The following is a 12048-nucleotide window of genomic DNA, read 5'->3' on the forward strand; positions in this document are numbered from 1 at the left end:
TGGCTGATGCTAGCTGACCCGGTATCTGTCGCGGAGGCAAATAACGTAGAACTTGCTCGGGTAGTTGACAATTGGGACGGCCCCGCTCGCACAGTTGCACCGCATGTCCGCTCGTGTCGCGGGCTACGGTGGCAGCAGCCCGCGACAGACGGGTTGCGATGGAAGCGATGAAGGGCATGACGGAGATGGCCTAGGTGACGGCGCCGGCGGTCTTGAGTTCGATGATGCGATCCCAGTCCAGACCCAGTTCGCCCAGGATGTCGTCGGTTTGTTCGGCGAAGCCAGGCGCCGGCCCGGTGCTCGGCGCCGTGACGTCGAATTGCACTGGGTTGGCCACCAACTCGAGCTCGCCGGCCTGCACCAGATACTCGTTGGCCCGGATCTGGGCATCCTGTCCCGCCTGGAGGGTGTCCTGTACCGGAGCCCACGGCCCGGCCAGCGTGGCGAATCGCTCGCTCCACTCTGGCAAAGTCCGCTTCTTCATCGCCTCGGTGAGGATCTCGACCGCGCCGGGCGTGTTTTCCGCGAACGATTCGGCGGTCGCGAACCTCGGATCGTCGATGTGGCTCTCCAGGTCCATGTGCCGGCAGACGTCGGCCCAGAACTTGGTCGGCTGCATCATCACGAACGAGATGTAACGATCGTCCGCGGTCGCGTACAGCCCGACGAGCGGATTGATCGGCGACCCGTGCACACCGGGTGGTGGAGTCACCATCAATTGGTTCAGGTGCTGGGTCAACGCCACGGTGTGGCCCATCGACCACAGACCGCTGCCCAGTAGGGACACGTCGACCACCGACGGCTCACCGGTGCGCTCCCGCTTGAACAGTGCCGCGGCGATGCCGCCCGCCAGATTGGTGCCCGAGATCGTGTCCCCATAGGCCGGCCCGGGTGGCGCGATCATGCCCGCCATCCCGGCCGGGGTGATCGTCGCGGCGGTGCCGGCCCGGCACCAGAAGGCGGTCATGTCGTAGCCGCCCTTGACCGACTCGTCACCGCGGGGACCCAACGCGCTGCCGCGGGCGTAGATGATGTTCGGGTTCACCGCGCGGATGTCGTCGACGTCGATGCCGAACTTCTCCCGGTGCCCGGGCAGGAAGCTGGTCAGGAAAACATCCGCCTTTTTCGCCAGTTCCAGCAGGATCTCTCGCCCCTCGGGCACAGACATATCCAGGCCGATGCTGCGTTTGCCGCGGTTGGCATGCTCGATGTTCGGATTCGGGTCGCCCTCGACCTTGAGCGGTCCGGTCTGGCGCAGACCGCGCTGCGGGTCGCCGGTAACGGCGTGCTCGACCTTGATGACGTCGGCACCCCACTCCCCCAGCACGGCTCCGGCCGACGGGACGAAGCCGTACATCGCGACCTCGAGGATGCGGATGCCCGCGAGGGGCCCGCCGGTCATGAAAGCACCCGCGCGAAAGTCTTGGCTTCCATGAACTCCTCGAGTCCTGCGGTGCCCATCTCTCGGCCGATGCCCGACTGCTTGTACCCGCCGAACGGACTGTCCGGACTGAAGTAGTTGCCGCCGTTGATGGAGAAGGTACCGGTCCTGATCCGGCGGGCCACGCCCAGCGCACGATCCTCGCTGCCGAACACCGCACCGGACAGCCCGTAGATGGAGTTGTTGGCGATGCGCACCGCGTCGTCGTCGTCTTCGTAGGCGATCACGGCCAGTACCGGTCCGAAGACCTCCTCCTGGGCGATCTCACTGTCGGGGTCGACATCTGCCAGCAGCGTCGGGGTGTAGAAGTAGCCGGGGTCGACCTTCTCGCCGCCGGTAACCAGGGTGGCGCCGGCCTCGACGGCCCGCTTGACCATGCCGTCCACCTTGTCGCGCTGCTTCTCACTGATCAACGGGCCCATGTAGGTCTTGGGGTCGGTCGGGTCCCCGTACCGCACCAGGCCGAAGTTGTTCTTGATCAGCTCGACGATCTCGTCCCTGTGCTTGGCCGGTACGAGCAGCCGCGAGGTCAGCGCGCAGCCCTGACCAGCGTGGGTGACCATGCTGAAGGCCGAGAACAGTGCGGCGGTGTTGAAGTCGGCGTCGTCGAGGACGATCGCGGCGGACTTGCCGCCGAGCTCCAGGAACACCTTCTTCAAGGTCTCGCTCGCCGCAGCCATGATGCGCCGGCCGGTGGGCGTGGAACCTGTGAACGTGACCATGTCGACGTCGGGGCTCGTGGTGAGCACCGCACCCACCTCGGGGTCGGCACCCGAGAGCACGTTGACGACGCCGGCCGGGATGTCAGTGTGGTTGGCGATCAGCTCGCCGAGCGCCAGCGTGACCAACGGGGTGTCCGGAGCGGACTTGAGCACGACGGTGCAGCCGGCGGCCAGCGCCGGAGCGAGCTTGGCCAGGGCCAGCTGGTTCGGATAGTTGTAGGCGATGATCGCCGCGACCACGCCGCCGGCTTCCTTCTCCACCCACCGGTGATGCTGCATGCCGCGGCTCTCGATGTTTCCGAGGTCCTCGGTCAGCGGGTAGGTCTTCAGCAGCTCTGCGTAGTAGCGGACGATGTCGATCGGCCCGTCCAGCTGCGCGCCGGCGCACAGCGCGGCGGTGGCCCCGACCTCGGTGGTGGTCAGGGCGGCGAGTTCGTCGCGATGCTCGATCAGTGTCTGGTGCAGCTGCTCCAGACAATGGACTCGCAGCTCGGTGTTGGTGGCCCAGTCGGTGTTGTCGAAGGCCTGCCTGGCCGCGGCGACCGCAGCCTCGGCATCGGCGACCGTCGCGTCCGGCGCGTAGCCGAACACCTCACCGGTAGCTGGATTGACGGAAGGAAACGTCCGCGGCGTCTCACGCAGCTCTCCGCCGATCAACAACTTCCGGTCAGCCCGCTGTTCTGCCGCGATGGTCGGCGCTTCCTGCTGCATCATCCTCCTCAGGCGATTCCCTACTGTGATGGAAACTGCATTCTCATCACCGGCGAATCATACATTCGCTCGATGAGAACTCAAGTGAAAGATAGATTGGCTAGTCATGCCCTATTCGCTGCAGATCCACCATCCGGGCAGGCGGCACGCAGGATGGGCTCGGATCTTGCGGTGCACGGCGATCCGAGAGTACGGTTCTCATAATCGGAAGGATGATTCTTGACCCCTGAGAAAGTCCGGCATCGCCCGGCGACCGGAGAACTGTGATGAAGAATGCCGTTGTCACCGGAGGAGGTTCGGGCATCGGGGCGGCCATCGCCGCCCGCTTGCGCGCCGACGGGCTCAATGTCGCGATACTCGACCTGCAGCCGTCGGATGACGAGTTCGCCCATGTCGCCGATGTGACCGACCGGGACGCAGTCGATACCGCGCTCAATGCGGTTCGCGCCCAACTCGGCCCGATCTCGGTGCTGGTCAACGCGGCCGGCCTGGACTGCTTCAAGCGCTTCAGCGATGTCTCGTTCGAGAAGTGGCAGCAGATCATCGACGTCAACCTCAACGGCGTATTCCACTGCATCCAGGCGGCATTGCCGGACATGCTCGAGGCCGGCTGGGGTCGCATCGTCAACATCTCGTCGTCGAGCACGCATTCGGGCCAGCCCTTCATGTCGCCCTACGTTGCGGCGAAGTCCGCAGTCAACGGCCTGACCAAGAGCCTCGCCCTGGAACTCGGCCCCAACGGCATCACGGTCAACGCCGTGCCGCCAGGCTTCATCGACACCCCGATGCTCCGCAAGGCCGAAGGCAAAGGCTTCCTCGGGAACACCGACAAACAGATCGAGCAGACCCCGGTTCGGCGGATGGGCAAGCCTGAAGACATCGCCGCCGCCTGCGCCTTCTTCGCCTCCGAGGAGGCCGGATACATCACCGGCCAGATCCTCGGCGTCAACGGCGGCCGTAATACCTGACGCGCATGCGGCGCACCCGAAACACCATCAGCGAAAGGACAATTGTGGGAAAGAGCGTAGAAGGCCGGGTAGCCGGGAAGGTCGCATTCATCACCGGCGCGGGACGTGGCCAGGGCCGCAGCCACGCGGTTCGGCTGGCCGAAGAGGGTGCCGACATCATCGCGGTCGACATCTGTAAGAACTACGACACCGTCGGCTATGCGATGGCGACGGCTGAAGACCTCGAAGAGACGAAGAACTACGTCGAGAAGACCGGCCGACGCATCGTCACCGCCCAGGCCGATGTCCGCAACGAGGCCGAATTGCGGGGCGCGCTGGAATCAGGGCTCGCGGAGTTCGGCAAGCTCGACATCGTCGTGGCTCAAGCCGGCGTCGCCGCGATGAAGGGCCAGCCCGCGATGCAGGCGTGGACCGACGGCATCAACACCAACTTTGTGGGCACCATCAACGCCATCCAGGTCGCGCTGCCACACCTCAAGGAGGGCGCTTCGATCATCGCGACCGCATCTGCCGCCGCGCTGATGGACGCCCACAACAAGCCCAACCCGGGCGCCGACCCAGGCGGCATGGGTTACATGGTCTCCAAGCGGCTCATCTCCGAATACGTGCATGCGCTGGCCACCGAATTGGCGGTGCGCGGCATTCGCGCCAACGTCATCCACCCCACCAACTGCAACACCAACATGCTGCAGAGCGAGCCGATGTACCGCTCCTTCCGGCCGGATCTGGAGAACCCCACCCGCGCCGACGCCGAGCCCGTGTTCGGTGTGCAGCAGGCTATGAAGGTCAACTTCATCGAGCCGGAGGACATCAGCAACGCGGTGCTGTGGCTGGCCTCGGAAGAGGCACGTTACGTCACCGGCATGCAACTGCGTGTCGATGCCGGCGGGTACCTCAAATGGTACGACTACCACGTCTGATTCCGCGTTCAGCGAATCGAAAGGAGTTGGCGTAGTGAAGGTTTCGGTTGATGCCAGTCGATGCCAGGGGCACACCCTGTGCTCGATGATCGCGCCGGACTCGTTCGTCCTCGATGACGTCGACGGTCACGCGTCACCGGTTTCCGATGTGGTGCCCTCCGATCAGGAGGACGCGGTCCGGGAAGCAGCGCAGTCCTGCCCCGAGCAAGCCATCCTCATCGAGGAATGACGACGGCCAAGTTGGCCGGCCAATGACAAAGGGAGACAACGCCGTGAGTATCGACCGCGATGTCGTTACCGACGACGAACGCAAGAAACACAAGATCCACTTCGACCGACACACCCCGGAGTACCGGGAGCAGTTCCAGGACATCACCGAGGAGATGCAGGCCAAGTGCCCGATGGCCTGGACCGATGTCTACAACGGGCACTGGATCGCCGCGGACAGCAAGCACGTGTTCGAGCTGGCTCGCTGTCCAGTGGTGTCCAACCACCACGACATCAGCGGTGAGACGCCGTATCAGGGCATCACGATCCCGAAGGCCAGCCGTGCCACCGTCGTTCGCGGCGGCATCCTCGAAATGGACGAGCCCGAACACAGCGCCTACCGCGGTGCTCTGAACCCGTATCTGTCTCCCGCGGCCATCAAGCGCTGGGAACCGTTCGTCGACGAGATCACCCGGGCCGCACTCGACGAGCACATCGAGTCCGGCGAGATCGACTTCGTCGAGCACCTGGCCAACGTGGTGCCCGCGGTTTTCACGCTGGCCATGATGGGTATCGAGCTGAAGAAGTGGAACGTCTACAGCGAACCGACCCACGCCTCGGTGTACACGCCCGAACACTCTCCCGACCGGGAGAAGATCAACGAGCAGCACCGCGAAATGGGCATCGACATCATCAACAACATGATGGAGATCCGGGAGACCCCTCGGCCGGGTCTGGTGAATGCTCTGCTGCAGTTGCGGATCGACGGCGAACCCGCTCCCGACATGGAGATCCTGGGCAACCTCGGCCTGGTCATCGGTGGAGGTTTCGACACCACGACGGCGCTCACCGCGCACGCGCTGGAATGGCTCGGCGAGCACAGCGACGAACGTGAGCGGCTCAGCCGGGAGCGAGACAGCCTGCTGCACCCCGCGACCGAGGAGTTCCTTCGGTTCTTCACCCCGGCACCCGGTGACGGGCGCACCTTCGCCGAGGACGTCGAGGTTGCGGGGCATCAGTTCAAGCAGTACGAGCGGCTGTGGTTGTCCTGGGCGATGGCCAACCGGGACCCGTCGGTGTTCGACAGGCCCAACGAGGTCGTGCTGGATCGCAAGGGCAACCGGCACTTCAGCTTCGGTATCGGTGTGCACCGCTGTGTGGGTTCGAACGTGGCGCGCACGGTGTTCAAGTCGATGCTCACCGCGGTGCTGGATCGGATGCCCGACTATGTGTGCGATCCGGAGGGCACCGTGCACTACGACACCATCGGCGTCATTCAGGGCATGCGGAATCTGCCGGCGCGATTCACCCCGGGCAAGAAGCTGGGCCCCGGCCTGGACGAGACCCTGGAGAAGCTGCAGCGCCTCTGCAATGAGCAGGAGTTGGCCCGGCCGATCACCGAGCGCAAGGAAGCCGCCGTCATCGACTGACGCCACCGACAGCGGTTTCGCGAGGACGCCTTGTACGTCTGCCGCCTGTTAACCTCGAATGAGGTCGGGTTCGGCAAACGTGCAAGGCGTCGCCTTCTTGGGCGAACAACATGGGGGTTCCAACAGGTGATCAAGTCTTTCAAGTACATCGCGGCCGCTCTCGGCGGGCTGGCCCTGTCCGTTGGGCTGTCGACGGGGTTGGCAGCCGCCCAACCCGATTTCAGCGGCGTGGTCAACACCACATGTAGCTACGAGCAGGTGATGGCGGCGCTCAACGCGCAGCGTCCCGACCTGGCCCAGCAGTTCAACGCCTCCCCGTTCGCCCAGGGTGCATTGCGTAACTTCCTGGCCTCGGGGCCCGCCCAGCGTCAGCAGACCGTGGCCCAGCTGCAGTCCAACCCGGCCGCTCAGGAGTACTTCGGGCCGATCAACTCGATCGCGGGCAGCTGCAACAACTACTGAGCTTTTGGCTGCGCGAACAGACCCTGGCGTGGTCACCCGGTCTTGACCGGCATCCGCGCCCATCCCCGCACGCTTGAGGTGTGGGCCATGCTCGCGTGTTCGTAGTCGACCTCCCAGTCGGTCCACCGCTTCAAGACCTCTTCGAAGGCCACCCGAGCCTCAAGCCTGGCCAGCGCCGAGCCGAGGCAGAAATGCAGACCCTGGCCGAAGCTCAGATGGCTGCCTTTACGGTGGATGTCATAGCGGTCCGGATCGCTGTACCGGGCGTCGTCCCGGTTGGCCGAGCCGTTGAGCAGCAGCATGTAGGACCCCTCGGTCACGGTCTGCCCGTACAGTTCGACGTCGCGCGCGACGTAACGCGCCTGCACCGGTGACGGCGGCTCGAAGCGCAGTGTCTCCTCCACGGCCGACGGGATCAATGACGGATCGGCGGCGAGTTCATGGCGTTGGGCGGCGTGCTCTCCGAGCAGCTGCCCCATGAAACCGATGAGCCGAGCGGTGGTTTCTCCCCCGGCTCCGGCGATCATGGCCGTGTAGGCGAGAACTTCGGTGCGGTCCAACTGGCGCCGCGATCCATCCGGCTCCTCCACTTCCGCGTTGAGCAGTTCGGTCATGAGGTCATCGGACGGATGGGTTGCCCGCCACTCGATGTACTCGGCGAACTCTGCGAGGGACTCGGCGAAAACTGTCGCACTGACGTCCCCGGCCTCACTCGCGACTGAAATGCTCTTGTCGGTGCGGTCACGGATCTTCTCCTGTCCCTGCTCGGGAATCCCGAGCAGGTAGCCGATGGTGCGCATCGGCATGATCGCGCCGAGGTCGGCGACGAAGTCCAATCCGTCGCTGTCCATCAGTGGATCGAGTGCCCTAGAACAGAATCCACGGACCAGGTCTTCGACGGCCAGCATGCGCCGGGGCGTGAAGACGCGCGAGAGCAGACGCCGGTGCAGATCATGCAGCGGTGGGTCCTCAAACAGCAGGATGCCCGGCGGCACCTCGATGCCGCTGAACAGAATGTCCGCGGTCGTGCCCCGCCCCGACCGATACGTCTCCCAATCGGGCAGGGCCTTGGCGACATCGTCGTAGCGGCTCAGCGCGTAGAACTTGTACTTGTCGTTGTGGTACAGCGGAGCTTCTTGACGCATACGTCGCCAGATCGGATACGGATCGTCATCAATCGCGAAGTCGAAGGGGTCGTAATACAACTCCGCCGCTGGGTCGACCGTCACTGTCGTATTGCCTTCCAATCATGCTGTGTGCCTGGCGATTCACCGCGGGTGCTACTTGGGCTGATTCGGCACCCCGGGGAAGAACTGCTCGGTGGGCCCTGCGGTCACCCAACCCCCGAGCTTGGTGACCAGGTGCGGCGCGAAAACCGAGGCGTAGACCGCGTGTCCGACCACGATCACGGCGATCGCCGACAGCACACCCGATTGCAGGCGAGTCGCCGACATCTTGTCGGCCCATATCTCGATCACGTTGCGGCCCTCGGAATCGGTGCGGCCCAACAGATACGTGAAGACCATCATCTGCAGACCCATCGCGATGGCGTCGTAGATCGGGTACTGGTGCTTTGTTCCTTCCCACAGCCCCAAACCTTCGATCACATAGCCGTAGTAGAACAGGCCGAGCCGCGCACCGATGATCGCGTTGAAGAACAAGGCCCAGAGGAATCCGACAGCGAAGCCCACGGCCAGCAGGGTCTGTGGTCGACGCCAGTTCCACTTCCCGCACACCCAACGGCCGAGTGCCGCACCGATGATGGCCGGCAGTACGAAGTACCCCATGTAGCCCACCGGAACCGCAGACGGCAAGCCGCCGCCCCAGGTCATGTTGAGCGGCCACCAGGACGGCATCCGCGGGAGTTCGGGCGGGAACTGCGCATACACCGCCCAGTCGTACGGTGCCTCGATCCAGGAGAACGAGAGCGCCGAGATGCACAACAGCAGCAACGGGTGCAGGCGCCCACGTCGCACACTCAGGTAGATACCGACGGCCAGGAAACCCAGACCGCTGATGTACGCGAACGCCACCCCGGCGTTGATCAAGAACTGTACGGTCACTGGTCCACCACCGGCCCCGATGTGGGCTGGGGCTCAGGCGGTGAGCGACGCGCCTCCGGGTCGAAATAAAGCACCAGGCCGACGATCAGGACGATCAGGCCAAACAGAGTGCCCAACATGATGATTGCGCCCACTGCCACCTCCTCGGACACGACGTTTCAGTTTTAATAGTGGACACTATTAAACGGCGTTGGTCAAGGTCGCCTATGGTGAAGACCGGAACAGCACCGGCAGGGAGAAAATAGGAGAGATCGGCCATGGCCCAGGGACGTTCGGCACCGAAGCAGCCGGCCGGGTCTCGGTCCTCCAAGCCGAATTCGGATTCGTCCGTCCGCCGGCCCCGCGGCGAGGCCCGCAGGCTGTTGCTCGACGGGGGTCGCGAGCTGTTCTCCCGGCAGGGCTACCGCAGCACGACGACCCGGGAAATCGCCGAGGCGGCAGGCGTCAGTGAATACCTGTTGTTCCGTCACTTCGGTTCAAAGGCCGGCCTGTTCCGGGAGGCACTTGTGCTGCCCTTCACCGACTTTGTCGACGGCTTCGGCACCACCTGGCAGGCCGTCGTCCCGGAGGAGACCGACGAAGATCAGCTGACCCGGCAGTTCGTCGGCCAGCTCTACGACGTGCTCGTGGCGCATCAGGGCCTTCTCCTGACCCTCGTCGCGTCAGACGGTCTCAGTGCGGAAGACATCGAGAATGCGGGTATCGCCGACATCAGACGAGCGCTGAGCCTGCTCGGTCAGATCAGCGCGGAGGGTATGCGTTTGCGCGGACTGCGATCGGCACATCCAGATCTGCCGGCCCACTCGGCGGTGGCCCTGATTGTCGGCATGGTCGCGCTGCGTTCGACCTTCTTCGGCGATTGCCCCCCATCGCGGGAGGCAATCGTCGACGAGCTCGCACAAGCCCTCCTACACGGCTTCCTGCACCGACCCGAATGAGAACTACTGGGGCCCGTTGGGCCACTTGAGCAATGAACCCGCGTCGACGCGGATGTGCTGCCCGGTGATGTAGCGACTGTCCTTGCTGGCCAGGAACACCCCGAGATTGGCCATGTCCTCCGGTTCGATGTACGGGATCGGCATGGCCTGGAACAGGCTGAACAGCGGTTCGGCGTCTTCGCGGGTGGCTACCTTCCCTGCGGCTTTGAGGTCGGGGCGGAACACCCCGTACATGCCCTCGTTCTGCAGCAGATGGGTATTGCAGTTGGTCGGGTGGATGGCGTTGACCCGGATCATCCTCGGCGCCAGGTGAAGACACATCTCGTCGACGTACTCCATCACGATGCGCTTACTCCAGCCGTACCCGGCGCCGCCCGGGCCCATGTCGGGGCTGGTCGTGGTGCCGCGGATCATGCCCGCCGTGGAACCGGTAACGATGATCGACGCGCCGTCGGGCAGATGCGGGATCGCCACCGCGACGGTGTTCATCACGCCCACCAGGTCGACGTCGGAAGCGTCGACGAAGCCCATCGGATCAGGATTGCCCATCGCCATCGGCAGAATGCCCGCGTTGGCGACCACGATGTCGATCTTGCCGAAGTCGGCGATCCCCGCCTCGACCGCGTCGCGCAACTCATGACGCTCGCGGACGTCGGCCACCCGTGCAACGACCCGACGGCCGAGTTCCTTTATCTTGCGTTCGGTCTCGGCGAGATCCTCCGGTGTGGCCAGCGGATAGGGATTGGACGGGATGTCACGGCAGATGTCCACCGCGATGATGTCGGCGCCCTCCTTGGCCATGGCAACCGCATGTGCGCGGCCCTGACCGCGCGCGGCACCGGTGATGAAAGCGACCTTGCCGTCGAGTTTTCCGGTCATCGTGTGCTCCTCTTGTTGTGCGTGCTCAGCCGAGCGGTGTGAACGTGATGTGTAGGGCGGCGAGCCCGCGCATGATGAACGTCGGCTCGTAGGCATAGTCGCGCTCGTCCGCGGGGCCGTGATGTTCCTCGGAGATGGTGATGCCGCTCATCCGGTCGAGGATCCGGTTGAGTGAGATCCGGCCCTCGGCCCGGGCCAGCGGAGCACCCGGGCACGAGTGGACACCGCGGATGAAGGCGATCTGTTCGCGTACATTCGCTCGATCGGGGTGAAATACATTGGGATCGGGGAACTTCCGCTCATCACGGTTGCACGCTCCCGGTAGCAGCATCACGGTCGTCCCGGCCGGTACTTCGACATCACCGATGCTGGTCGTCTTACTCGCCATCCGGAAATGTGATTTGACCGGGCTCTCCAGCCGCAGGGTCTCTTCCAGGAAGGCCGGGATCTTGCTGCGATCCTCGCGCAGTAGCTTCTCGAATCCCGGGTTGTCCCCGATGAACCGCACGGCCGAACTCACCAGCTTGGTGGTGGTCTCGGTTCCCGCTGCGAACAGGAACGTCGACAGGTTCATCACGTCCTCGATCTCGGGTGTCGAGCCGTCCTCGTACTTGGCCTGGGCCAGCCCGGTCAGCACGTCCTCACGCGGCGCACGCCTGCGGTCCTCGATGTAGGCATAGAACTTCTCATTGAGCCACTGCAGGGGGTTGTGCGTGGTCGGTGCCTCCTTGCCGAGTTCACCGACGGTCTCCAGGGCAAACACCGCCTTGAATTCCTCGTGGTCTTCGGCCGGCACGCCCAGCAAGTCGGCAATGACCAGCAGCGAGAACGGCTTTGCATAGTCGGCGAGAAATTCGCAGCCGCCCTTGTCGACGAACGTGTCGAGCTGCTGGTCGGCCAGCCGCCACATGAAGTCTTCGTTCTCCTTGAGGCGCTTGGGCGTGATCAGCTTGTTCATCAGGCCGCGGGTGCGGGTGTGCAATGGCGGATCCTGCGCGGTGATGTGCTCACCCATCGGGACCGCGAGCCGATGCTCCTCGATCAGCTCCGAGACGTCATCGGTGTCACCGGGCCCGAACGGCAGGCCGGAGAACGGTCCAGCGACGGCTACGCAGGACGAGAACGCCGGGTCCTTGTAGACGGCCAGCGCCTCCTCGTACCCGGTTACGGCCAGCACGTGGAATGGCGTCGCCTGGGTGACAGGGCATTTCGACCGCAGATGGTCGAAGTAGGGATACGGGTCCGGAACGAGGGATTCGTCGGTGAAGAAATCCACTTCTGCGAAGTCGGTCATCTCAGGCTCTCCT

Annotated in this window: 13 protein-coding genes; 6 read left to right on the forward strand and 7 right to left on the reverse strand. The window is 64.4% G+C overall.

Features of this window, described 5'->3' with window-relative positions; translation table 11 throughout:
* Window positions 1-190: 190 nt before the first annotated feature.
* Both HBE63_RS15770 and HBE63_RS15775 read right to left on the reverse strand, forming a co-directional pair.
* A complete protein-coding gene (locus HBE63_RS15770; protein WP_166905573.1) occupies window positions 191-1402 on the reverse strand; it encodes a CaiB/BaiF CoA-transferase family protein in 1212 nt (403 codons plus the stop codon).
* The gene (locus HBE63_RS15775; RefSeq protein WP_166905574.1) at window positions 1399-2877 is read right to left on the reverse strand and encodes an aldehyde dehydrogenase family protein; all 1479 of its coding nucleotides are present in this window, start codon (window positions 2875-2877) and stop codon (window positions 1399-1401) included. Before HBE63_RS15775 ends, HBE63_RS15770 begins: the two co-directional genes overlap by 4 nt.
* A 263-nt stretch (window positions 2878-3140) precedes the next feature.
* On the opposite strand from HBE63_RS15775, the gene HBE63_RS15780 reads away from it, so the two are divergent.
* The 5 genes from HBE63_RS15780 to HBE63_RS15800 all read left to right on the forward strand — a co-directional run bounded on the left by HBE63_RS15780 (window position 3141) and on the right by HBE63_RS15800 (window position 6861).
* Complete coding sequence (locus tag HBE63_RS15780; protein WP_166905575.1) at window positions 3141-3842, forward strand: SDR family NAD(P)-dependent oxidoreductase; 702 nt, start codon at window positions 3141-3143, stop codon at window positions 3840-3842.
* Between the two features lie 44 nt (window positions 3843-3886).
* The gene (locus HBE63_RS15785; protein WP_371814759.1) at window positions 3887-4762 is read left to right on the forward strand and encodes a mycofactocin-coupled SDR family oxidoreductase; all 876 of its coding nucleotides are present in this window, start codon (window positions 3887-3889) and stop codon (window positions 4760-4762) included.
* Between the two features lie 34 nt (window positions 4763-4796).
* On the forward strand, window positions 4797-4991 hold the full coding sequence (locus tag HBE63_RS15790) for a ferredoxin (protein ID WP_166905577.1): 195 nt from the start codon (window positions 4797-4799) through the stop codon (window positions 4989-4991).
* A 43-nt stretch (window positions 4992-5034) separates the two neighbouring features.
* Entirely contained in the window at window positions 5035-6399 is a 1365-nt protein-coding gene (locus HBE63_RS15795; protein ID WP_166905578.1) for a cytochrome P450, read from the forward strand.
* A gap of 126 nt (window positions 6400-6525) precedes the next feature.
* Complete coding sequence (locus HBE63_RS15800; RefSeq protein WP_166905579.1) at window positions 6526-6861, forward strand: hemophore-related protein; 336 nt, start codon at window positions 6526-6528, stop codon at window positions 6859-6861.
* A 32-nt stretch (window positions 6862-6893) separates the two neighbouring features.
* Here HBE63_RS15800 and HBE63_RS15805 read toward each other — a convergent pair whose 3' ends face one another.
* From HBE63_RS15805 to HBE63_RS15815, 3 genes are read right to left on the reverse strand one after another with little or no spacing between them, the layout of a single operon-like run.
* Entirely contained in the window at window positions 6894-8090 is a 1197-nt protein-coding gene (locus HBE63_RS15805) for a cytochrome P450 (RefSeq protein ID WP_166905580.1), read from the reverse strand.
* Window positions 8091-8141: 51 nt separating this feature from the next.
* A complete protein-coding gene (locus tag HBE63_RS15810) occupies window positions 8142-8924 on the reverse strand; it encodes a spirocyclase AveC family protein (protein WP_166905581.1) in 783 nt (260 codons plus the stop codon).
* Window positions 8921-9058, reverse strand: a complete 138-nt coding sequence (locus HBE63_RS15815; protein ID WP_166905582.1) for a hypothetical protein — start codon at window positions 9056-9058, stop codon at window positions 8921-8923. The genes HBE63_RS15810 and HBE63_RS15815 overlap by 4 nt, the downstream gene beginning before the upstream one ends.
* Before the next feature lie 123 nt (window positions 9059-9181).
* On the opposite strand from HBE63_RS15815, the gene HBE63_RS15820 reads away from it, so the two are divergent.
* Window positions 9182-9862 carry a TetR/AcrR family transcriptional regulator gene (locus HBE63_RS15820; protein ID WP_166905583.1) on the forward strand — a complete coding sequence of 227 codons (681 nt, stop codon included), beginning with the start codon at window positions 9182-9184 and terminating at the stop codon, window positions 9860-9862.
* A 3-nt stretch (window positions 9863-9865) separates the two neighbouring features.
* On the opposite strand, the gene HBE63_RS15825 is transcribed toward HBE63_RS15820, so the two are convergent.
* Entirely contained in the window at window positions 9866-10741 is an 876-nt protein-coding gene (locus HBE63_RS15825) for a mycofactocin-coupled SDR family oxidoreductase (protein WP_166905584.1), read from the reverse strand.
* A 25-nt stretch (window positions 10742-10766) separates the two neighbouring features.
* The gene (locus HBE63_RS15830; RefSeq protein ID WP_166905585.1) at window positions 10767-12035 is read right to left on the reverse strand and encodes a cytochrome P450; all 1269 of its coding nucleotides are present in this window, start codon (window positions 12033-12035) and stop codon (window positions 10767-10769) included.
* Window positions 12036-12048 lie beyond the last annotated feature (13 nt).

Origin of the sequence: Mycobacterium sp. DL440 (genome assembly GCF_011745145.1) — a bacterium.
In the GTDB taxonomy this organism is placed as follows: Bacteria; Actinomycetota; Actinomycetes; order Mycobacteriales; family Mycobacteriaceae; genus Mycobacterium.

What these genes read in the sequence shown, in the direction of transcription:
- HBE63_RS15780 (WP_166905575.1), top strand. Translation starts at nt 3,141, where the DNA reads ATGAAGAATGCCGTTGTCACCGGAGGAGGTTCGGGCATCGGGGCGGCC.
- HBE63_RS15820 (WP_166905583.1), top strand. Translation starts at nt 9,182, where the DNA reads ATGGCCCAGGGACGTTCGGCACCGAAGCAGCCGGCCGGGTCTCGGTCC.
- HBE63_RS15770 (WP_166905573.1), bottom strand. Translation starts at nt 1,402, where the DNA reads ATGACCGGCGGGCCCCTCGCGGGCATCCGCATCCTCGAGGTCGCGATG.
- HBE63_RS15825 (WP_166905584.1), bottom strand. Translation starts at nt 10,741, where the DNA reads ATGACCGGAAAACTCGACGGCAAGGTCGCTTTCATCACCGGTGCCGCG.
- HBE63_RS15830 (WP_166905585.1), bottom strand. Translation starts at nt 12,035, where the DNA reads ATGACCGACTTCGCAGAAGTGGATTTCTTCACCGACGAATCCCTCGTT.
- HBE63_RS15775 (WP_166905574.1), bottom strand. Translation starts at nt 2,877, where the DNA reads ATGATGCAGCAGGAAGCGCCGACCATCGCGGCAGAACAGCGGGCTGAC.